16 protein-coding genes and 4 tRNA genes are annotated in these 22,037 nt (G+C 40.8%); 3 read left to right on the forward strand and 17 right to left on the reverse strand.

Going from position 1 to position 22,037, the window contains the following annotated elements; translation table 11 throughout:
- Positions 1 to 2: 2 nt before the first annotated feature.
- The 16 genes from rpsL to GYM62_RS14315 form a co-directional block, all read right to left on the reverse strand.
- A complete protein-coding gene (rpsL, locus tag GYM62_RS14240) occupies positions 3 to 392 on the reverse strand; it encodes a 30S ribosomal protein S12 (protein WP_009183384.1) in 390 nt (129 codons plus the stop codon).
- A 98-nt stretch (positions 393 to 490) separates the two neighbouring features.
- Positions 491 to 814 carry a DUF3467 domain-containing protein gene (locus tag GYM62_RS14245; protein ID WP_219956907.1) on the reverse strand — a complete coding sequence of 108 codons (324 nt, stop codon included), beginning with the start codon at positions 812 to 814 and terminating at the stop codon, positions 491 to 493.
- A 63-nt stretch (positions 815 to 877) separates the two neighbouring features.
- Positions 878 to 5,188, reverse strand: a complete 4,311-nt coding sequence (gene rpoC / locus GYM62_RS14250; RefSeq protein WP_219956908.1) for a DNA-directed RNA polymerase subunit beta' — start codon at positions 5,186 to 5,188, stop codon at positions 878 to 880.
- Positions 5,189 to 5,240: 52 nt separating this feature from the next.
- The gene (rpoB, locus tag GYM62_RS14255; RefSeq protein ID WP_091652807.1) at positions 5,241 to 9,116 is read right to left on the reverse strand and encodes a DNA-directed RNA polymerase subunit beta; all 3,876 of its coding nucleotides are present in this window, start codon (positions 9,114 to 9,116) and stop codon (positions 5,241 to 5,243) included.
- A gap of 155 nt (positions 9,117 to 9,271) precedes the next feature.
- Positions 9,272 to 9,655, reverse strand: a complete 384-nt coding sequence (gene rplL, locus GYM62_RS14260) for a 50S ribosomal protein L7/L12 (protein ID WP_091652805.1) — start codon at positions 9,653 to 9,655, stop codon at positions 9,272 to 9,274.
- A 47-nt stretch (positions 9,656 to 9,702) separates the two neighbouring features.
- Positions 9,703 to 10,242 (reverse strand): 50S ribosomal protein L10, encoded by a 540-nt coding sequence (rplJ, locus tag GYM62_RS14265; RefSeq protein ID WP_091652802.1) that lies wholly within the window; start codon positions 10,240 to 10,242, stop codon positions 9,703 to 9,705.
- A gap of 2 nt (positions 10,243 to 10,244) precedes the next feature.
- Entirely contained in the window at positions 10,245 to 10,943 is a 699-nt protein-coding gene (rplA, locus tag GYM62_RS14270) for a 50S ribosomal protein L1 (RefSeq protein WP_091652800.1), read from the reverse strand.
- Between the two features lie 10 nt (positions 10,944 to 10,953).
- Positions 10,954 to 11,397, reverse strand: a complete 444-nt coding sequence (gene rplK, locus GYM62_RS14275; protein ID WP_091652797.1) for a 50S ribosomal protein L11 — start codon at positions 11,395 to 11,397, stop codon at positions 10,954 to 10,956.
- 3 nt (positions 11,398 to 11,400) lie between these two features.
- Positions 11,401 to 11,958: a transcription termination/antitermination protein NusG gene (nusG, locus tag GYM62_RS14280; RefSeq protein ID WP_091652794.1), complete on the reverse strand. Its 558-nt coding sequence runs from the start codon at positions 11,956 to 11,958 to the stop codon at positions 11,401 to 11,403.
- An 18-nt stretch (positions 11,959 to 11,976) separates the two neighbouring features.
- Complete coding sequence (secE, locus tag GYM62_RS14285) at positions 11,977 to 12,165, reverse strand: preprotein translocase subunit SecE (RefSeq protein WP_091652792.1); 189 nt, start codon at positions 12,163 to 12,165, stop codon at positions 11,977 to 11,979.
- A gap of 15 nt (positions 12,166 to 12,180) precedes the next feature.
- Positions 12,181 to 12,254 (reverse strand) — tRNA-Trp (locus GYM62_RS14290).
- 111 nt (positions 12,255 to 12,365) lie between these two features.
- Positions 12,366 to 13,553, reverse strand: a complete 1,188-nt coding sequence (tuf, locus tag GYM62_RS14295) for an elongation factor Tu (RefSeq protein WP_091652789.1) — start codon at positions 13,551 to 13,553, stop codon at positions 12,366 to 12,368.
- A gap of 60 nt (positions 13,554 to 13,613) precedes the next feature.
- Positions 13,614 to 13,685 (reverse strand) — tRNA-Thr (locus GYM62_RS14300).
- A 33-nt stretch (positions 13,686 to 13,718) separates the two neighbouring features.
- Positions 13,719 to 13,791 (reverse strand) — tRNA-Gly (locus tag GYM62_RS14305).
- A 105-nt stretch (positions 13,792 to 13,896) separates the two neighbouring features.
- A tRNA-Tyr gene (locus tag GYM62_RS14310) sits at positions 13,897 to 13,979 on the reverse strand.
- A gap of 148 nt (positions 13,980 to 14,127) precedes the next feature.
- Positions 14,128 to 16,755 (reverse strand): M1 family metallopeptidase, encoded by a 2,628-nt coding sequence (locus GYM62_RS14315; protein ID WP_219956909.1) that lies wholly within the window; start codon positions 16,753 to 16,755, stop codon positions 14,128 to 14,130.
- A 74-nt stretch (positions 16,756 to 16,829) separates the two neighbouring features.
- Here GYM62_RS14315 and GYM62_RS14320 point away from each other — a divergent pair, with 74 nt between their 5' ends.
- The 3 genes from GYM62_RS14320 to frr all read left to right on the forward strand — a co-directional run bounded on the left by GYM62_RS14320 (position 16,830) and on the right by frr (position 18,737).
- A complete protein-coding gene (locus GYM62_RS14320) occupies positions 16,830 to 17,324 on the forward strand; it encodes an acetyl-CoA carboxylase biotin carboxyl carrier protein subunit (RefSeq protein ID WP_091652784.1) in 495 nt (164 codons plus the stop codon).
- A 136-nt stretch (positions 17,325 to 17,460) separates the two neighbouring features.
- Entirely contained in the window at positions 17,461 to 18,171 is a 711-nt protein-coding gene (gene pyrH, locus GYM62_RS14325) for a UMP kinase (protein WP_219956910.1), read from the forward strand.
- Positions 18,172 to 18,176: 5 nt separating this feature from the next.
- On the forward strand, positions 18,177 to 18,737 hold the full coding sequence (frr, locus tag GYM62_RS14330; RefSeq protein ID WP_219956911.1) for a ribosome recycling factor: 561 nt from the start codon (positions 18,177 to 18,179) through the stop codon (positions 18,735 to 18,737).
- 49 nt (positions 18,738 to 18,786) lie between these two features.
- On the opposite strand, the gene GYM62_RS14335 is transcribed toward frr, so the two are convergent.
- A complete protein-coding gene (locus tag GYM62_RS14335; RefSeq protein WP_219956912.1) occupies positions 18,787 to 21,438 on the reverse strand; it encodes a DUF5686 and carboxypeptidase regulatory-like domain-containing protein in 2,652 nt (883 codons plus the stop codon).
- Positions 21,439 to 22,037: the final 599 nt, after the last annotated feature.

Below are 22,037 nucleotides of genomic sequence, written 5' to 3' on the forward strand. Positions count from 1 at the left end.
AATTACTTTTTGGCTGGAGCAGCCTTAGGTCTTTTAGCACCGTACTTGGAGCGACCTTGCTTACGGTCTTTTACTCCTGCAGTATCCAATGCACCGCGGATGATGTGATATCTTACACCTGGTAGATCCTTCACACGACCACCTCTGATCAATACGATTGAGTGCTCTTGCAAATTGTGACCTTCACCTGGAATGTAAGCGTTCACTTCTTTTCCATTTGTCAATCTCACCCTTGCCACCTTTCTCATAGCTGAGTTAGGCTTTTTAGGGGTAGTAGTGTACACTCTGGTACAAACCCCTCTTCGCTGAGGACAAGCGTCCAAAGCTCTTGATTTAGATTTGGTTTCCAGCGTTGTTCTACCTTTTCTTACTAACTGTTGAATAGTAGGCATTAACTGATAAAATTTAGTTTTCCTGTAAACTGTTAAATTTTGGACTGCAAAGGTAGAAAAAGTAATAAGACAAACAAAATTAAGCAGTTATATTTTTGTTATGCCTCTCCGGGCGTACCAAAGGTGATCGGGAACTCCGGAGCACCTCCATTTTGGTTGATTTTGCCAAATGCAGCCTCATACTTTTCTATATTTTCCTTCAATGCTGCCAATAATCTTTTGGCATGATCCGGAGTCACTATAATTCTTGACTTCACTTTTGCCTTTGGAACACCAGGCATCAAACGGATAAAGTCAATCACAAATTCTGAATTGGAGTGGGCAATCATAGCCAAATTGGAATATACTCCTTCAGCAACTTCCTCTGAAAGCTCTACATTGATCTGTTGATCTGGTCTGTTTTGTCCTTTTTCGTCACTCATTTTATTGGGATTAAAAAAGGCCTGTACGCATACAGGCCTTTTCGTTTATAAACTCACTATGTATTATAAAATCGCTTCGCTAGATCTGCGAGTGGATTTTTCCATATTTTCAGAAAGCTTATCATACTCTTCCTGAGATCCAACGATCAAGTTTTGCAACCTTCTCTGACCTGTACCGGCCGGAATTAGGTGACCTACGATCACGTTTTCTTTCAATCCGAGTAGCTCATCTCTCTTACCTCTGATAGCTGCTTCAGAAAGTACTTTGGTAGTTTCCTGGAAGGAAGCTGCTGAAATAAATGATTCTGTACCCAAAGAAGCTGCTGTGATACCTTGAAGTGTAGGAGCAGAAACCGCAGTTTCAGCATCTCTCACCTGTACCAATTTCAGGTCTTTACGCTTCAAGCTGGAGTTTTCATCTCTCAGTCTTCTTGAAGAAATAATCATACCTGGCTTCAAAGTGCTAGAGTCTCCAGCATCCATCACCACTTTCTTATCTAGGATATTGTCATTTTCCTCACGGAAAGCCCACTTATCTACTACCTGTCCTTGCAAGAATCCAGTATCTCCAGCATCAAGAATTTCAACTTTCTGCATCATTTGAGATACAATCACCTCAATGTGCTTATCGTTGATTTTCACACCCTGAAGTCTGTAAACTTCCTGAATTTCATTTACCAAATACTCCTGAACGGCAGTTGGTCCTTTAATGGATAGGATATCATTTGGAGTAATTGCTCCATCTGACAATGGCTCACCCGCACGGATGAAGTCATTTTCCTGAACCAAGATATGCTTGGAAAGAGATACCATGTACTTCTTAATCACCCCATCCTTAGACTCGATGATAATTTCTCTGTTACCTCTCTTGATTCCGCCGTAAGTTACCACACCGTCGATTTCAGAAACCACAGCCGGGTTGGATGGGTTACGTGCCTCAAACAATTCAGTTACTCTTGGAAGACCACCGGTAATATCTCTTGTCTTACCTACGGATCTTGGGATTTTCACTAATACCTGTCCAGCCTTCACCTTATCTCCAATTTCAACAGCCAAGTGAGCTCCCACTGGAATATTGTATGCTTTGGAATCCTCTCCGTAGTCTACAATAATTGCAGGGTTCTTGGTTCTGTCTTTAGTATCGATAATTACTTTCTCACGGAAACCAGTCTGATCATCGGCAACTTCTTTGTAAGTAACACCCTCTACAATAGACTCAAAGTCTACTTTACCGTCGAATTCAGAAAGAATTACGGCGTTGTATGGATCCCAAGTACATAGAGAATCACCTTTGGCGATTTTCTGACCATCTTTCACGTTCAATAATGCTCCGTAAGGCACGTGGTTTGAAACCAAAGTCTTACCGGATTTCACATCATTGATTTTTATTTCTCCGGATCTACCCATTACAACTGTAACTGGTTCACCGTCTTTATTGGTAGTTTCGATTAGTCTTAATTCCTCATCGAATTCTACAACACCTTCGAATTTAGCATTGATGCTCGCCTCTACAGCCATGTTGGAAGCAGTACCCCCTACGTGGAATGTTCTTAGCGTCAACTGTGTACCTGGTTCACCGATAGACTGCGCTGCAATAACTCCTACTGACTCACCTGCCTGTACCATATTACCGGTAGCAAGGTTACGTCCATAGCATTTAGAACAAACCCCTCTTCTGGTTTCGCAAGTCAAGACAGATCTTATCTCAACCTCTTCAACAGCTGATTCATCTACTCTCTTCGCAATTTCGTCGTCGATTTCAACTCCTGCCGGAACGATCAATTCGTCTGTTAGTGGGTCGTAAACATCATGAACTGATACTCTACCCAAGATTCTTTCAGAAAGTGGCTCAACGATTTCGTCGTTGTCTTTCAATGGCTGAACAACCAAACCTCTCAAAGTACCGCAATCCTCTTCAGTGACGATCATGTCTTGAGCTACGTCTACCAAACGACGAGTCAAATAACCCGCATCGGCAGTTTTCAAAGCTGTATCCGCAAGACCCTTACGTGCACCGTGAGTGGAGATAAAATACTCGAGTACGTCCAAACCTTCCTTAAAGTTGGAAAGGATAGGGTTTTCGATGATTTCACCTACTGAACCTTGTAAGTTTTTCTGAGGCTTAGCCATCAGACCTCTCATACCACCCAGCTGACGAATTTGCTCTCTTGAACCTCTAGCTCCAGAGTGCATCATCATGTAGATAGCATTGAATCCTTGCTTGTCCTCCTCCATCTTCTTCATTAGATTATTAGTCAAATGAGAGTTGGTACGAGTCCAAATATCAATTACTTGGTTATATCTTTCGTTGTCTGTGATCAGACCCATCAAGTAGTTATTCCAAACCTGATCTACCTCTTCTTTCGCTTTGGCGATCATTGGCTCTTTTTCCTCAGGGATGATTACATCGTTAAGACCCATTGACAAACCACCTTGGTAAGCCATCTGGAATCCTAGATGCTTGATATCATCCAAGAACTGGGCAGTACGTGCAATACCACAAACTTTCACTACTTGAGCGATAATCTGCTGAAGCTTTTTCTTAGTCAAAAGCTCGTTTACATATCCTACCTCAGCCGGAACAAACTGGTTGAAGATCAAACGTCCTGCAACTGTATCGATGATTTGGCTGGTAATTTCCCCATCCTCACCTCTTACAGGTACTTTACACTTGATGTTCGCATGCTTGGAAATCTGTCCTTCATTCAAAGCAATAATTACTTCCTCTTGGCTGTAGAAAGTCATTCCTTCACCAGGAACTGGCTCTTCAGGAGTAGACTTTTTGCCTTTGGTTACATAATACAGACCCAAAACCATGTCTTGAGAAGGTACCGTAATCGGTGCTCCGTTGGCAGGGTTCAAGATATTATGAGAGGAAAGCATTAATGTAGAGGCTTCCAAGATAGCTTCATGTCCCAGTGGAACGTGAACCGCCATTTGGTCACCGTCAAAGTCAGCGTTGAATGCTGTACACACTAATGGGTGCAACTGAATCGCTTTTCCTTCGATCAATTTTGGCTGGAATGCCTGAATACCCAATCTGTGAAGAGTTGGGGCACGGTTCAAAAGAACAGGGTGTCCTTTCAATACGTTTTCCAAAATATCCCAAACCACTGGATCTTTACGATCCACAATTTTCTTGGCTGATTTTACTGTCTTCACAATACCTCTTTCGATCAGCTTTCTGATAATAAAAGGTTTGAAAAGCTCAGCTGCCATATTTTTAGGAAGACCGCACTCGTGAAGCTTCAATTCTGGTCCTACTACGATCACAGAACGACCGGAGTAATCCACACGCTTACCGAGCAAGTTTTGACGGAAACGACCTTGCTTACCTTTCAACATATCAGAAAGGGATTTCAATGCTCTGTTTCCATCAGATCTTACCGCATTTACTTTTCTGGAGTTATCGAAAAGAGAATCCACAGCTTCCTGCAACATACGCTTTTCGTTTCTCAAGATTACTTCTGGAGCTTTGATGTCTATCAATCTCTTCAGACGGTTGTTTCTGATGATTACTCTTCTGTACAAGTCATTCAAGTCAGAAGTAGCGAATCTACCGCCATCCAATGGCACCAATGGACGCAATTCCGGTGGAATCACAGGAACCATTCTTACCACCATCCACTCAGGACGGTTTTCGATTCTAGTTCTTGCATCACGGAATGCTTCTACTACCTTCAAACGCTTCAAGGCTTCTGCCTTACGCTGCTGAGAGGTATCTGTAGCTGCTTGGTGACGAAGAGAATAAGAAAGATCATCCAAGTCCAATCTAGCCAACAACATTTCCAAAGCCTCAGCACCCATTTTGGCGATGAATTTATTTGGATCGTCATCATCTAGCATATGATTTTCCTTAGGAAGCTTATCCATGATATCCAAATACTCATCTTCAGTTAAGAAGTCTAGGTATTGGATTCCATCCTCAGCTTTTATACCTGGCTGAACAACTGCATATCGCTCATAATAAACGATTTGGTCCAACTTTTTGGTAGGAAGACCCAACAAGTAACCAATCTTGTTAGGCAAAGATTTGAAGTACCAGATGTGTGCAACAGGAACCACTAACTCAATGTGACCCATTCGCTCACGACGTACTTTCTTTTCAGTCACCTCTACCCCACAACGGTCGCAGATGATGCCTTTATATCTGATGCGCTTGTATTTACCACAATGACACTCCCAGTCTTTCACTGGACCAAAGATTCTCTCACAGAACAGACCACCCATTTCTGGCTTGTAAGTTCTGTAATTGATAGTCTCTGGCTGGGTCACCTCTCCATTTGAACTATCCAGAATAGATTCCGGGGAAGCCAAACTGATGGTGACTCTCGAAAAGTCATTGTTTAGTTTTTTGTTTTTTCTGAACGCCATAGTTTTTTGAAAGATATATGAAGGGCAGTTTGACCTGCCCTATTGAGCCAATTTAATCTAAGGTAATTTCAAGAGCCAAGCCTCTCAGTTCATGAACCAATACGTTGAATGATTCAGGGATGTTAGGCTTAGGAAGGTTTTCACCCTTCACAATTGCTTCATAAGCTTTCGCTCTACCGATTACGTCATCAGATTTTACTGTCAGGATTTCCTGAAGTACGTGAGATGCACCGAATGCTTCAAGAGCCCAAACCTCCATCTCTCCGAATCTCTGACCACCAAACTGGGCTTTACCACCCAATGGCTGCTGAGTAATCAAAGAGTAAGGTCCGATAGATCTTGCGTGCATCTTATCATCAACCAAGTGACCAAGCTTTAACATGTAAGCTACACCTACAGTCACAGGCTGATCGAATTTAGCTCCGGTCAATCCATCATATAGGTAGGTACGTCCATAAGAAGGCAATCCAGCAGCATCCAATTCAGCAGAAACCTCTTCCATAGAAGCTCCATCGAAAATCGGAGTAGCATATTTTTTACCTAATTTTTGTCCGGCCCAAGCCAATACTGTTTCGAAAATCTGTCCGATGTTCATTCGAGAAGGTACACCCAATGGGTTCAGAACGATATCCATTGGAGTTCCGTCTTCCAAGAAAGGCATGTCTTCGTCTCTTACGATTCTGGCAACAATACCTTTGTTACCGTGACGACCAGCCATCTTATCACCCACTTTCAGCTTACGCTTCTTAGCGATGTAAACTTTAGCAAGCTGAACGATACCTGCTGGTAACTCGTCTCCAACTTCCAAAGTGAATCTTTCTCTCTTGAATCTACCACTGATCTCATTTCTTGAGTTAGTGTAGTTTTTCACCAATTGAACAATCAGATTGTTGGTGTGTGCATCATCAGTCCAATCATCCAAGATGATATCAGAAATCAAATTCGCCTCTTCAGGAACATTGTAGTTAGACTCATCTCTGTAAGGGTTCTTAGCAGGGAATAAGTTGTTTTCAATGTTCTTCGCGTTGAACTTCATTCCTTTGGAGATGATCTCATCACCAAACTTATGCTTCACTCCCAAAGAAGTCTTACCATCCAATATAGTTACCAGCTTATTGATCATTCTGGCTCTGATGCCCAAAAGATCTTTGGAATACTTAGCTTTCAGTTTTTCAACCTCTGCCTTAGCTTTAGCTCTATTGTCTTTGTCCTTCTTAGGTCTGGAGAACAATTTGGTCTCGATTACCACACCATTCAAGGATGGAGAAGCTTTCAAAGAAGCATCTTTCACATCACCAGCTTTATCACCGAAGATTGCTCTTAGCAATTTCTCTTCAGGAGTTGGATCTGTTTCACCCTTTGGAGTAATCTTACCAATAATGATATCTCCTTCTTTTACTTCAGCACCTACTGCAATGATACCGTTTTCGTCCAAATGCTTCACTGCATCTTCAGAAACGTTAGGAATTTCAGAAGTTAATTCTTCTTCTCCACGCTTGGTATCTCTTACCTCTAGCTGGAATTCTTCAACGTGGATGGAAGTAAAGATATCTTCACGAACTACTCGCTCAGAAATTACAATCGCATCCTCGAAGTTGTATCCTTGCCAAGGCATGTAGGCAACTTTCAAGTTTTTACCCAAGGCTAACTCACCATTGTTGGTAGAGTAACCTTCCACCAATACCTGACCTTTTTCAATTCTCTGACCCTTCAAAACTAAAGGAGTCAAGTTGATGGTAGTATCTTGGTTGGTTCTTCTGAACTTAATCAGATCGTAGGTTTTGTATTCATCTGTGAAATTCACCAACAACTCATCATCTGACAAGTCATACTTAATGGTGATTTTCTTAGCATCTACATAATCAACTACACCGTCAGCCTCTGCAATAATCAAAGATCTGGAGTCAATAGCAGCTTTTGCTTCTAAGCCTGTACCTACGATAGGTGCTTCAGCTTTCAACAATGGAACTGCCTGACGCTGCATGTTGGATCCCATCAATGCACGGTTCGCATCATCATGCTCCAAGAATGGAATCAAAGATGCCGCAACAGATACAATTTGGTTTGGAGCAACGTCCATGTAGCTGATTTCAGAAGGCTCCAACACTGGGAAGTCACCTTCAAATCTTGCTTTTACTCGCTCATTTACGAAAGTTCCTTTTTCATCCAAAGGAGCATTTGCCTGAGCAATGTTATGGTCATCTTCTTCTTCTGCAGTCAAGAATACAATATCCTCCTGCTTCATACCCACTTTACCTTCTTTCACCTTTCTATAAGGTGTTTCAAGGAATCCCATGGAGTTTACTTTTGCGTGAACGCAAAGAGAAGAAATCAAACCGATGTTTGGACCTTCCGGAGTTTCGATAGTACAAAGACGACCATAGTGTGTATAGTGAACGTCACGAACCTCGAAACCCGCTCTTTCTCTGGATAGACCACCTGGACCCAAAGCAGAAAGTCTACGCTTGTGCGTCAACTCTGCCAATGGATTGGTTTGATCCATGAACTGAGAAAGCTGGTTGGTACCGAAGAAAGAGTTGATTACTGAGGAAAGCGTACGAGCGTTGATCAAATCAACTGGTTTGAAGTCTTCGTTGTCACGTACGTTCATACGCTCACGGATTGTTCTGGCCATTCTCGCCAAACCAACTCCAAACTGGCTGTAAAGCTGCTCCCCTACAGTTCTTACTCTTCTATTGGAAAGGTGATCGATATCATCGACTACTGCTTTAGAGTTGATCAAACCGATCAAATATTTCACGATGGAAATAATATCCTCTTTAGTCAATACGATTTTCTCAGCCTCGATGTCCAGACCCAATTTTTTATTAATTCTGTATCGGCCTACTTCACCTAAGTCATATCGCTTATCAGAGAAGAAAAGAGAGTGAATCACCTCACGGGCAGTAGCCTCATCAGGAGCTTCAGTGTTTCTCAATTGACGGTAAATTACTTCTACCGCTTCTTTCTCTGAGTTAGAATTATCTTTTTGAAGTGTATTGTAGATGATAGAGTAATCGGCAATGTTTACATCCTCTCTGTGAAGAATGATAGACTTAGAGCCAGAGTCCAAAATCATTTCAATATCCTCATCTGTCAAAACGGTATCACGCTCAAGCAATACTTCGTTTCTATCGATGGAAACTACCTCACCTGTATCTTCATCTACGAAGTCTTCAACCCATGTTCTCAAAACTCTAGCAGCTAATTTTCTGCCTGCAGCTTTTTTCAAAGCAGTTTTGGTTGCCGATACTTCTTCGGATAGGCCAAATAAATCCAAAATGTCTTTATCTGAACCGTAACCGATAGCTCTTAGCAGGGTAGTTACAGGAAATTTCTTCTTACGATCGATGTAAGCATACATGACATTGTTGATGTCAGTAGCAAACTCAATCCAAGAACCCTTGAAAGGAATGATACGGGCAGAGTATAATTTCGTACCATTAGTGTGCTTACTTTGAGCAAAAAATACACCTGGTGATCTGTGCAATTGAGATACAATCACACGCTCTGCGCCATTGATTACAAACGAACCCTTCTCAGTCATGTAAGGCAAGTTGCCTAAGAAAACTTCTTGTTCGATTGTTTCGAAATCCTCATTGTCCTCATCATGGCAAAGCAATCTTAATTTTGCTTTCAAAGGTACTGAGTAGGTCAAACCACGATCTATACATTCACCCACACTATATTTAGGTGGATCCACTGCATAATCGATAAATTCCAAAGTGAAGTTTTCTCTGGAATCAGAGATCGGAAAATTCTCAGAAAACACTTTGAATAATCCGTCAGCCCGGCGCTTTTCTGCAGGCGTATCCAGCTGGAAGAAATCTTTGAAAGACTGCAACTGAATATCGAGAAAATCCGGATAGTCTTTGACCACCTTAATGGAGGAGAAACTTTTCCTTTCGGTTTGATTCTTGATAGCCAAGGTAGTGTATGTTTATAGTGAAATTAAATAACGAAATATTAATATTTTCGCAAGAAATAATGCAATTTTTTACCTGTGCATAAACAGGAAAAGACCTGACTTGTATAGTCAGGTCTTAGGGCTAAACCTAAACCAGATGGTTCGGTTTCGCCAAATTATTTGATCTCTACTTCAGCACCAGCTTCTTCTAGAGACTTCTTCAAGCCTTCAGCTTCGTCTTTAGCGATACCTTCTTTCAAAGCTTTAGGAGCAGAATCCACTAGGTCTTTAGCTTCTTTCAAGCCAAGTCCAGTCAATTCTTTTACAAGCTTAACTACTGCAAGTTTCTGACCGCCAGCTGCCTTCAAGATAACGTCAAAAGAAGTCTTCTCTTCTTCTGCAGCGCCACCGTCAGCACCACCAGCAGCAGGACCTGCAACAGCAACTGCCGCAGCAGCTGGTTCGATTCCGTACTGATCCTTAAGGATATCTGTCAATTCTTTAACCTCTTTTACAGTCAAGTTTACCAACTGATCTGCAAGTTGTGTAAGATCTGCCATCGTATTATTAATTTAAATTTTTCGTGATTTGTGATTGAATTGAAGTATTATTTTTCTTCTCTGCTTTCAAGGGCCTTAAGCACACCAGCGATGTTGTTTTGGCCACTTTGCAATGCAGAGATGAGGTTCATTGCAGGAGACTGTAGCAAACCGATAAGGTCGCCCAACAACTCTTGCTTTGATTTAAGATTAGAAAGCATTTCAAGGTTTGCTTCACCTACGAAAACATCCGTATCGATAGAAGCACCTTTGAATTTTGGTCTCGTCTCTTTTTTACCTAGTTTTTTTCTGAAATCCAGCAATACTTTTGCTGGCAGGTTACTGGTCTCTTTGGAGAAAATAATTCCAGAGAATCCTTTCAATGAACTATCCAACTGAGAGAAGTCTGCATCCAGATTTTCCAAAGCTTTCTTGATCAATGTGTTTTTGTACACTTTGTACTCAACACCCTTCTCAAAACATGCTCTTCTGAAAGCGTTCACTTCCTTCACACTGAATCCTCCTGCATCTGTGATGTAGAAGAAAGGGTTTTCTCTAAATTTCTCGGTAAGACCGTCGATTATTTCTTTCTTTTCGTCTCTAGTCATGATTATATACCTTGAATACTACCCTTGTCCACTGCGATACCAGGAGACATTGTACTGGATAATGAAATACTCTTGAAATATGTTCCCTTAGAAGATGCCGGCTTAAGCTTGGAGATAGTTAAGATCAACTCTCTCACATTTTCCTGAATTTTTTCAGGGCTGAAAGATACCTTACCTACGCTCGCGTGAATGATACCGAATTTATCAACTTTGAAGTCGATTTTACCAGCCTTCACTTCTTTTACAGCTTTACCTACTTCTAGAGTTACCGTTCCTGCTTTAGGATTTGGCATAAGACCTCTCGGTCCCAATACTCTACCTAGTCTACCTACTTTTGCCATTACGTTAGGCATAGTGATGATGACATCAATGTCAGTCCATCCACCTTCGATTTTAGCAATGTAGTCGTCCAATCCAACGTAATCTGCACCTGCTTCTTTAGCTTCTGCTTCTTTATCAGGAGTGCAAAGAACCAATACTTTGATATCTTTACCTGTACCATGAGGAAGGGCAACAACCCCTCTAACCATTTGATCTGCTTTACGAGGGTCAACGCCCAAACGAACGTCAACATCGACAGAAGCATCAAACTTCGTCATGGTGATTTCCTTCACGATAGAAGAAGCTGCCTCCAGGGAGTACATTTGGCTTGGGTCGTACTTAGAAAGAGCTTCTTTTTGCTTTTTTGTTAACTTAGCCATTATTGTTTATTTATACTTCCCAAGGGGCTTTACCAGATACTGTGATTCCCATGCTTCTAGCGGTACCAGCAACCATTTTCATGGCAGATTCCACTTTGAAGGCATTCAGGTCAGGCATTTTTACTTCCGCGATCTCTTTTACCTGATCCCAGGTAACAGATCCTACCTTCTTACGGTTAGGTTCTGCGGAACCGCTTTTAAGTTTCGCAGCTTCCAACAGCATATTTGCAGCCGGAGGAGTTTTTACTACGAAATCAAAAGACTTGTCCGAATAGATAGTAATCAATACAGGCAACGTCTGTCCCATTTTATCTTGGGTACGTGCATTGTATTGCTTACAGAACTCCATGATGTTCAAACCCTTGGAACCAAGAGCCGGACCAACTGGAGGTGACGGATTTGCCTGGCCACCTTTCACTTGCAGTTTTAAATAACCAGTGATTTCCTTAGCCATTGCTTAGTCTTGTTTTTCTACTTGTATAAAGTTTAATTCAACAGGAGTATTTCGACCGAAGATCTTGACCATAACATTCAATTTCTTCTTGTCATCAAATACTTCCTCAATAGTCCCGGTAAATCCACTGAAGGGCCCGTCCATTACCTTAACGGACTCTCCGACTATAAATGGTGTATCTAACTTCTCGGCAAACTCATCAATCTCCTCAACCTTTCCTAAGATACGGTTGACTTCTGACTGGCGTAATGGTTCAGGGGTTTTGGAAGCTCCCCCCTGGTTTGATCCAAGAAATCCGATGACGCCCGGAATGCTTGTTATTACGTGATTGGCTTCACCATTGGAGAGATCAGCATTGACTAAAACGTATCCAGGAAAGAAATTTCTTTCTCGAACACGCTTCTTGCCATTACGCATCTCATATACTTTCTCAGAAGGAATCAGGACCTCAGGAATGAATTCTTCAATCTTCTGTCTCTGGATCTCATTGTCCAGATAAGTCTTAGTCTTCTTTTCCTGTCCCGCTACTACTCTGAGTACGTACCATTTATGTTCAGCCATTCTGTAATGTCAATTCAATTAGAATAAATCATAAAACCAAGTCATGATGTTTTCAAATCCTAAATCTATCACACCTATAAATAGGGCGAAGATTAAAGATGCTACCAACACCAATACCGCAGAATTTTGCAGAAATGAAAACTTAGGCCAAGTGACCTTGTTTTTCATCTCATCATACGATTCGAGGACAAAGTTTTTTAGATTCATAGTGTAATAACTTACTGGCACGGGCAGAGAGATTCGAACTCCCATCAACGGTTTTGGAGACCGCTATTCTGCCATTGAACTATGCCCGTGTGAATGAACGCTCCGCTAATGGGAACGCAAAATTAGAGATAACTCTCTTAAGAAACAAATGCGATCCCAAAAAACTTCAGGATCGCATTGTATATTAAAGATTCAGATGATTAGTCTAGAATTTCAGTTACCTGACCAGCACCTACTGTTCTACCACCTTCTCTGATAGCGAATCGAAGACCTTTCTCCAATGCAACTGCATTCAACAAGTTTACTTCGATAGTTACGTTATCACCAGGCATAACCATTTCTACGTTTTCTGGAAGTTTGATCTCACCAGTTACGTCAGTAGTTCTCAAGTAGAACTGAGGTCTGTACTTGTTGAAGAAAGGAGTGTGACGCCCACCTTCTTCTTTAGAAAGTACGTAAACTTCAGCTTTGAAGTGAGCGTGAGGAGTTACTGATCCTGGCTTACAGATGATCATACCTCTCTTGATTTGAGATTTTTCGATACCTCTCAACAATAGACCTACGTTATCACCAGCTTCACCTCTGTCAAGGATCTTACGGAACATCTCAACACCAGTCACAGTTGACTTAAGGCCTTGAGCACCCATACCGATGATATCTACTGGATCACCAGAGTTGATTACACCTCTCTCAATACGTCCAGTAGCTACAGTACCACGACCAGTGATCGAGAATACGTCTTCAACTGGCATCAAGAAGTCTTTGTCGATTAGACGCTCAGGAAGAGGAATGTAAGTATCTACTGCATTCATCAATTCCATTACTGTCTCAACCCACTTCTCTTCACCGTTCAATGCACCAAGTGCAGAACCAGCGATTACAGGGATATTATCACCGTCGAATTCATAGAAAGAAAGAAGTTCTCTGATTTCCATTTCCACAAGCTCAAGAAGCTCTGGATCGTCCACCATGTCTACTTTGTTCATGAATACAACTAGCGCAGGAACACCTACCTGACGAGCCAAAAGGATGTGCTCTCTAGTTTGTGGCATTGGTCCGTCAGTTGCGGCTACCACTAGGATAGCGCCGTCCATCTGAGCAGCACCAGTTACCATGTTTTTAACGTAGTCAGCGTGACCTGGACAGTCTACGTGAGCGTAGTGTCTAGCTTCAGTTTGATATTCTACGTGAGAAGTATTAATAGTAATACCTCTTTCTTTTTCTTCCGGAGCGTTATCAATGGAAGAGAAATCTCTTAGTTCAGAAAGACCTTTTTTTGCCAATACGGTAGTAATGGCGGCAGTCAAAGTTGTTTTGCCATGGTCTACGTGTCCAATCGTACCGATGTTAACGTGCGGCTTGGAACGGTCGAATGTTGCTTTTGCCATGCGTGAAAATCCTCAGTTTAAGTTTAAAGATATGTTTAGATTTAATTTAAAGCCGTTATGAGCCAACGACGGGATTTGAACCCGTGACCCCTTCCTTACCAAGGAAGTACTCTACCCCTGAGCTACGTCGGCTTATGACCCGATGCTTTTCAGAGAAAAGCATAGAGCGGGAGACGAGGCTCGAACCCGCGACCTGCAGCTTGGAAGGCTGCCGCTCTACCAACTGAGCTACTCCCGCTTTTATTAATTTAACCGACTCAGGTGGTACCTTAATCGATCCGGCTACGCCGAATATTTTTTCGCCCTGCAAAACTAGGAAAAAATTTCACATTTAGGCAATTTGTGGGGGAAACAGGATTCGAACCTGTGAAGACATAAGTCAACGGATTTACAGTCCGTCCCAGTTGGCCGCTTTGGTATTCCCCCAACTAGCGCTAAGATTTCAAGTTTTTTTCTTCTCTTGTTGTCTTAACGGATGGCAAAATTATAGCCTTTTCCGAAAGATTCAAAGCATGGATTTTATTTTTAAAAATATTTTATCCCTAAATGCTCCAATTCTTTCTAAATCAATGAATTAATTTTCATCTGAAAGGGCCTGCAGGAAATAATCAAAGTAATTTTTCACTTGGGGCATGCTTTCCTTAGCTGCAATCCTCTTAATTCTGGCCACTACATCCTCATCATCTGCAAAACCCAAGAGTCCTTGGAATGCTCCCAAACGAACAAATATCTGATTACTATTTTCCATTTTGTCAAAAAGAAATGCCAAAGCTTTATCTCTACCTTCCTCAGGAAAGGTCACAAAATATTCTGCATAGTATCCCAGAAAGTAGTACAACCCTTCTCCTTTCAAGGATCTGGCCTTTTGCTCAAACCAATCTCCCTTTCCTTTCTTAGCAGTGTTGAGATAATAATCTGCCATTGGAATCACTATCCTGAAATTATCCTCTCCGGCAAAACGCTCCATAAAATCGTCTCCCGGTCCTTCTTCCCCCAAAGCCACCAAGCCCATCAAGGCCGAACTTGCAATAAGATAAGACTCATCGTTGACATATCTCTTCAGCGCAGCCTGATACTTGAAGGGATCATATGCCCCCAAGACATCAATTGCGCCTGCCCGAACAGAATTCCTGGTATCTCCCTCGGCTATTTCAAAAATCAAATCTTCCAAGTCCTGACTGTCAAGCAACCATTCCGGATGGCTTTGTGTAATTCTTAATGCCAATTCGCGAATAGACCAAAGCTCATCTTTCAAAGCGTTAGGAATCAATTCCTGCAAGACTTCGAAATTTTCCCAAGCTACCAGACTATCCAAAGCCTCATAGCGAGCTACTCCTACTTGCGACTCTAAAAATTGCTTTCTCATGAATGCCGAATCAACTTTAATTGTTTTCTCCAGCAATAGATTTTTTTCCTCATCCCAATAAATCTGATCTACAGGAGTCTGATTCTCTAAGGCAAATTGCTGGAAAGCCTGATTTAACTCAAAACGTTTGCTTTTTCGGCTACCCTCCTCGTACCAACTCACTTCAAAAGGAATTTTGTACAGCGGAAATTCCTTCAAGTCCTGCCTTTGACTGACGCTAATCAAAATATTTTCAGGGATGGAATAATCTACATCAACTTCCAATTCAGGATGACCTTTATCCAAGAACCACTGATTAAAAAACCAATTCAAGTCCTCTCCAGTGGTTTTTTCGAAAGCTAGTCTTAAATCATGCACCTCCACACTGCTCAGCGCATGAGTAGTTAGGTAGTTATTTAATGATTGAAAAAATAGCTCGTCTCCCACATATTCTCTCAACATATGCAAAATCACTCCACCCTTGGAATAACTATGGGAATCAAACATATCCTCATTATCCTCATAATAGAAGCGAATCAAATTGACTTTTTTAGACAAGGCCTCCTGAAAATAGGTTTCCTTTTCGGTGATCAGCTTCAGCTTTGCCTCGTCTTTCCCATTTTTATATTCGTTCCAGAGGTATTCTGAATAATTGGCAAAAGCCTCATTAAGCGTCAAATTCGACCAGGATTCTGCGGTAACATAATCACCAAACCACTGGTGAAAGAGTTCATGGGCAATGATATAATCCCATTCAGAATCTATGGCTTCCCGCTCAGTAAGCCGCAACTCTTCCATAAAAATCGAAGCAGTGGTATTTTCCATGGCTCCGGAAACAAAATCTCTTACTACGATTTGATCATATTTTGGCCAAGGGAACTTTACCCCTAATTTTTTTTCAAAAAAAGCCATCATTTCAGGCGTATGGGCAAAGACTTTTTCGGCACCTTTTTCATATCCTTTCTCCACATAATAGGCTAATGGCAAATCTTCATGCTTCGCTTCCACCTTTCCAAAATCCCCGATGGCAATAGCTGCCAAATAAGGAGCATGAGGAATACGGAGCTCCCAAGTATCCTTTCGCATTCCATTATCCAGTTTTGTCTGTTTGGTCAACACCCCATTACTGATAGTCACCAAAGAATCAGCCACTGTCAGGTGAATGGTTTGGGTAAAGCGCTCATTAGGCTTATCAATTGTGGGAAACCACTTGGAATTATGTTCTGTCTCTCCCTGAGTCCAAATCATTCGGGGCTTACCCGGGATCGTGTCCATTGGGTCAATAAAGTACAAACCTTTGGTATCAGTGATTGCCTCCGAACCCTGTCCAGAATTTCTTTCCGGAAATGCCGTGTAGGCGATAGTTAAAAGAAGCGTATCGCCGGGATTTAGAGCTTCCGGAAGATGGATTTCTACCTGCTTTTGATTATAGCGATAATTCAAATTGCTTTCTTGTCCTCGCGTTTTTCCGCTGATCTTCCCCAATTCAAAGTCCTTCGCATCCAGCGTAACCGTTTTTTGACTTTTTGCAAAAGGAGTCAAGCTAATCTTAGCGATTCCAATGACGGCGGTTTTTTGATAATCAAAACTTAAGTCTAATTCTGTGTGTAGGATATCAACTTTTCGGGTAGCACTTGCCTGATAATTCAGGAGCTCTCGCTCTTTGCGATTTTTTAATAAGACATATTGAAGCGAATCTTCATTAATTTGCTCAACAGGTGGACTTAAAACCTGAGCGCTTTGACCCGAAGTTTTGCTAGTGGGTTCTGAAGTTTTACAGGCTGAAAAAATCAAAAGCCCCGCCATCAAAAAAAATGAGGCAGGGAATTGCAAAATATTCTTTGGCATCGTAATCATTTATTGGATATTTGGAGAGAAATCTCTTGGAGACTTGAAAGTTCAGGGAGAATTAAAGGCTTAAATTAGCAGGAATGTTTTCAGTTATCATTAAGGACAAGACCTATTCGGTTGAAAAAACCGATCAACACGTCAAAGTTAACGATGAAATTTTTGATTGGGATATGCGATGGATTTCAGATCGAAAGATTCATTTTATCAAAAACCATCAATCCCTTGAAGCAGAGCTAGTTGCTTTGGATCGTGAAAGTAAGACGCTCCAAATCAAATTGAACCAAAAGGTAGTCGAACTGAAGTTAAAAGACCGATTCGATCTCTTATTGGAAGAATTGGGAATGGATGCGCTGGAAAATACCGGTATTCAAGACATCAAAGCTCCTATGCCGGGATTGATCCTGGATTTGAAAGTCAAGCCGGGCGATGAGGTAAAGAAAGGAGATGTGGTTTTGATTTTGGAAGCAATGAAGATGGAAAATACCATCAAATCCCCAGGAGATGGAATTGTAAAAGAGATCAAAGTTAACCTAAAACAGAGTGTCGAAAAAAATCAGGTCCTGATTACATTTTAATCAATCCTGCTTGGATTTCCCGTCTAATCCCAGATTCAATCCAAATTTGATTAGCATTCTGAACGGAAGAAATTATATTTGTCGGGTTATTTTGTGTCCAAAGTCAAATGGGCATTCCTTTTAAATCTTTAGAGAAATGAAATATAAACGCATCCTCCTGAAACTGAGTGGAGAAGCATTGATGGGAGAAAAAAATTACGGAATTGATCCCAACAGGCTGCAGCAGTACACCCAAGAAATCAAAAGAGTAAAAGAACTAGGTGTAGAAATTGCAATTGTGATTGGAGGAGGAAATATTTTCAGAGGAGTTCAGGCTGAAAAATCGGGGATAGATCGAGTTCAGGGGGATTATATGGGTATGCTTGCTACTTTGATCAACGCCATGGCGTTACAAAGTGCTTTGGAACAAGCTGGATTATATACCCGTCTGATGTCAGGAATCAAAATTGAATCAGTGTGCGAACCATTTATAAGAAGAAGAGCAATCCGTCACCTTGAAAAAGGCAGGATAGTAATTTTTGGTGCAGGTATTGGTAACCCATATTTTACCACTGATTCTACAGCCAGCTTAAGAGCCATTGAAATCGAAGCGGATGTGGTTCTGAAAGGAACAAGAGTAGATGGCGTCTACACTGCAGATCCTGAGAAAGACAAGACGGCAACTAAGTATCAAACCATTTCTTTTTCCGAGGTTTATGAAAAAAACCTCAATGTCATGGACATGACTGCATTTACACTTTGCCAAGAAAACAATCTACCAATTATCGTATTTGATATGAATAAGGCCGGTAACCTCAGCAGTTTAGTAAAAGGGGAAAATATCGGTACATTGATCACTTCACTGTAAAAACTATGGAAGAAATCGAATTATATCTGGATGAAGCACAGGAACTGATGCAAAAAGCAGTGGATCATACTGCTTCAGAACTATTAAAAATCCGTGCTGGAAAGGCAATGCCTAATATTTTGGATGGAATTTTGGTTCAGTATTATGGAGCCCCTACCCCATTGAACCAGGTATCCTCTGTCACCACGCCAGATGCAAGAACTTTAGCTATCAAGCCTTTTGAAAGAAATATGATCGGCGAAATCGAAAAAGCCATCATAAATTCAGATCTAGGCCTAGCCCCTCAAAACAACGGAGAGATCATCATCCTGACAATCCCGACTTTAACGGAAGAGCGAAGAGTAACTTTGGTAAAGCAGGCCAAGCATGAGTGTGAAAATGGAAAAATTTCCATTCGAACTGTAAGAAAAGACACCAACGAATCCTTAAGAAAGTTGCAAAAAGAAGGAGCTTCTGAGGATGAGGTGAAGAGAGCAGAAGATAAAGTGCAAAAGCTGACAGATCAATACAGCACTAAAATAGATGAGCTTCTTGCTAAGAAAGAAGCAGAGATTATGAAGGTGTAATCCTTTTCAAAACTTATTTTAAGGGCTATCCTATCAGGATAGCTTTTTTTTAGTTGATCGAAATAAAAGTAGCCACCCCAAACCTAACTCCTCCTCTGAGGTAAGTTCCGTTTTCAAAGCCTGCTCCCAACTCCAACCTGAAAATCCTGAATAAATTATCCAAGGAATAGCCTACTTCCACATAATGGGGGCTATTTTCGGTTTTGAGGTAGTTCAAAAACAGATTCTCACGTAAACCTGAAAAACGCAACATCGGCAATTGAGTCAGGAGAAATTTTCTAAACTGATAATGAAAAATACCTGATACATAAGAACCCGCTGTACTGTATTTGTAATAATCCATAAACCTGTAATTGGAAGCAGGACCGAAATTGGAAAAGATGGTTCTATTTCCTCCAAAGTGCTGGAAATCGGGAAAGTATACCTGATTACTGTTGAAAAATGTACCTGCCATCACATTGAAATCCAACTTCCCGCTGACCCCAAACCTAAAATCATGTTCTATTCCTAGTTCCATATGATTAAAATCCGCCGCAGTATTAGATTGTAATAAATTCGGGAAAGCCCTGTCATAATTAAACTTGATCAAAGGAACTCGGTCTGAAATAGGGTATTTCCTTCCATTTCTGATGCCATAACGAATCCCCGGTTTCCACTCTATGTTCAGGTTAAACTTAGCTATTGAGTGATTTTCAAAAGCAGATGGAAAAGCAGCTTGATCGGCTTCTATATTATCTGGTCTATTTGAGGTGTAAGAACGCTCCGGCTTTTTGTAAAAACTATAAGCCGAATTGTTGAATAATTCCCTTCTGGATGCTAATGTGAAATTCATTCTATAGGTAAATCCGTAATCCACTCTATGGGCCCAATAAACCCTGCCAAAACGCTGCTCGTAAAGCTTCATATAATTCTGCCTGAATAGAATGGAGTACAATGCATTTACTTGCTCATTGATCGGCTCTCCCCCATTGAACTGATAGATATATCTTCCCCCTTGGATCCCCCAAGAAGTCCCTGAAATAGGAAGTGTTCTAGACCATCGGAAATCTACAGTTCCATAAGCTCTTTTACTGGAAAATCCGTACCGGAATTCCGGTTCTATATTGAAACTTTTCCTTAAAACAGAGACGCTATCAGCCAGCTTTTCTTCTTGGTATTTTCTGTAAAATAGGCCGAGACCTGCTTTCCATCCTTCTACGGTATTGAAAGAAATTTTGGTCCAGTTTTGACGGAAACCAATTGAAACTCCCTTTCCAAAACTATAACTGGCCCCATTAAGAAAATCCAGAGGCTTATACTTTCTTCTTGCCTTTTCTGCGATGGAATCTACATCACTAAGTTTGGCAGCCTCTACAGTAGCCAAACTATCATCCCTTTGATATCCTTGAATTTCTTTAAGCGTCAGTGGAACGGGACGAATACTATCCCAATAGCTCAAATCTCTTTTCTTGGCCATAGAATCAATCTCATAATATCGCTCAGTGACCACTTCCGGATTCTTCTGCTCTTTGAGCATTTCTTTTTCATACTCATTCATGAGCTTTCGGTACTCCTTTCTGGTTTTAGGAGATTCAGAAGAGAGTTTTTCGACAACAGATAATCCAGTACTCTGAGCTGTATTTTTCTCAGGAATGGCCTCCAAGGTTTCATCAATAATCTCAGGAGCTTGTACCAAATCCGGATTGAGTGTTACTTGATAATCCCGAGTTGAGGCCAGGTATTGGAACTCACCTTCAAAGCCGAAAAACTTACCTCCGAAAGTATAGGTATGAGTCAAAGGCATCCATACATTTTCAGCTACAGGAGCATACTGTTGGGTAGCTCGTATTTGAAAGCCTAAAAGTGAGGTTTTGAGATCTAAGCTATGTATGGCCCATAAATCCTCAATGATATATATGTATCCTTCAAAAACGCGCTCTCCACGGGAACGGGGAGTCACCTTGATTTTATTAACCATCACATTTTGATCAAAGAAACTCCCCTCATATTTGAAGCGATAGTAATTAAATGCTGCTCGGGATAAAGGAGAAATTATTTCATTGATTTGGTCCTGATAAAAACTGGTTTGAATGTAAGGGGCTGGAGAGGTTGCCTGATTATCCCCATTGGTCCGGATTGAGATGACTTTCTCCTCCACCTTATCGGGTTGGGTAAAGGTGATTTTCGATACAGACTCCGAAGTATAGGCTTCGTTCAAATTAAGTCCATCTTTCTCCAGGGATTTTCTGAGAAAAAAAGGCGCATCAGTCAATTGACCCGTTCCTTTCAGATATACCATCATGGAATACTTTTGGAGTTGAAGTCTATGATACTTCGCTTTAGCGATCGCTTTTCTCATGATTGTCAATGCTGGATCTTCTGCCCCGGCTTTCACTTCCACCTGACTCAAGGTGTAAACCTGTGGTTCCAACTGCACATTAAACTCTACCCAATCATCCTGAACTATTACGGTTTCTATTCTGGATTTATATCCTAAATACTGGAAAAGGACATCGTATATTCCTTTTTTAAGTTTGATTTCATATTTCCCATCCAAATTGGTTGGCACTCCATCTCCCAAATTTCTGATATAAACAGAGGCGTATGGTAAGGGATTCCCAGCATCGTCTTTCACTACTCCTTTTATACCTTGAGAAAAGGCGCTAAGAGAAATGATCATAAAAGCCGAAAAAAGCAGGAGTTGCTTGCTGTATAGAGACATCCAAGAGATAGAATAAAATCTAGGTCAATATAAGTACCTGTTTATAAGCGAAAAAGAACGACTAATGGTTTTAAGGTTTTTTGAGAAAAGTTTATCCAGATAAGGACTAAACGAAAATTACAATTCTATCAAGTTATTTTTATAATATTTAAGCCGACTTCAAAACTGACAATAACTTCTCTTTATATGAAAATAATCCCTAGTATTGAAAATCGTAAGGGAAGATTAATGGTAAGTTTCATAGAACAGTTAAAAAACTCTTTTCCAAAATAAGAAACCACAAACTACAGTGAGTTAAGCTGAAATTTTCAATAAAATTAAATACTTAATTAATTTTTTTTAAAAAGGCTCATTTGTGCTCAATTTAATGATTTTGTTTCTCTAAGAAATTTTCATTTTTTTAATAAAAATTCGTTTTTATAATATTCAGCAAAAGGAAAACGATTTCCATTACTTAATTATTAAAAATAAGTGAATTCCAATGAATTATTATTAAAATATACATTATTCTGTTAAAATTGGATATTTTACGATTAGTGTTGGTGAAAAGTTAATAATTGCAAAATTAAATTTAATACTTCACCTTAGGTTTGAAATTA

It is taken from the genome of Algoriphagus sp. NBT04N3 (genome assembly GCF_019443765.1).
Lineage (GTDB): Bacteria > Bacteroidota > Bacteroidia > Cytophagales > Cyclobacteriaceae > Algoriphagus > Algoriphagus ornithinivorans.

What these genes read in the sequence shown, in the direction of transcription:
- pyrH (WP_219956910.1), top strand. Translation starts at nt 17,461, where the DNA reads ATGAAATATAAACGCATCCTCCTGAAACTGAGTGGAGAAGCATTGATG.
- rpsL (WP_009183384.1), bottom strand. Translation starts at nt 392, where the DNA reads ATGCCTACTATTCAACAGTTAGTAAGAAAAGGTAGAACAACGCTGGAA.
- GYM62_RS14245 (WP_219956907.1), bottom strand. Translation starts at nt 814, where the DNA reads ATGAGTGACGAAAAAGGACAAAACAGACCAGATCAACAGATCAATGTA.
- GYM62_RS14335 (WP_219956912.1), bottom strand. Translation starts at nt 21,438, where the DNA reads ATGTCTCTATACAGCAAGCAACTCCTGCTTTTTTCGGCTTTTATGATC.
- tuf (WP_091652789.1), bottom strand. Translation starts at nt 13,553, where the DNA reads ATGGCAAAAGCAACATTCGACCGTTCCAAGCCGCACGTTAACATCGGT.
- rpoC (WP_219956908.1), bottom strand. Translation starts at nt 5,188, where the DNA reads ATGGCGTTCAGAAAAAACAAAAAACTAAACAATGACTTTTCGAGAGTC.
- rplL (WP_091652805.1), bottom strand. Translation starts at nt 9,655, where the DNA reads ATGGCAGATCTTACACAACTTGCAGATCAGTTGGTAAACTTGACTGTA.
- GYM62_RS14320 (WP_091652784.1), top strand. Translation starts at nt 16,830, where the DNA reads ATGTTTTCAGTTATCATTAAGGACAAGACCTATTCGGTTGAAAAAACC.
- rplA (WP_091652800.1), bottom strand. Translation starts at nt 10,943, where the DNA reads ATGGCTAAGTTAACAAAAAAGCAAAAAGAAGCTCTTTCTAAGTACGAC.
- nusG (WP_091652794.1), bottom strand. Translation starts at nt 11,958, where the DNA reads ATGGCTGAACATAAATGGTACGTACTCAGAGTAGTAGCGGGACAGGAA.
- GYM62_RS14315 (WP_219956909.1), bottom strand. Translation starts at nt 16,755, where the DNA reads ATGATTACGATGCCAAAGAATATTTTGCAATTCCCTGCCTCATTTTTT.
- frr (WP_219956911.1), top strand. Translation starts at nt 18,177, where the DNA reads ATGGAAGAAATCGAATTATATCTGGATGAAGCACAGGAACTGATGCAA.
- secE (WP_091652792.1), bottom strand. Translation starts at nt 12,165, where the DNA reads ATGAATCTAAAAAACTTTGTCCTCGAATCGTATGATGAGATGAAAAAC.
- rplK (WP_091652797.1), bottom strand. Translation starts at nt 11,397, where the DNA reads ATGGCTAAGGAAATCACTGGTTATTTAAAACTGCAAGTGAAAGGTGGC.
- rplJ (WP_091652802.1), bottom strand. Translation starts at nt 10,242, where the DNA reads ATGACTAGAGACGAAAAGAAAGAAATAATCGACGGTCTTACCGAGAAA.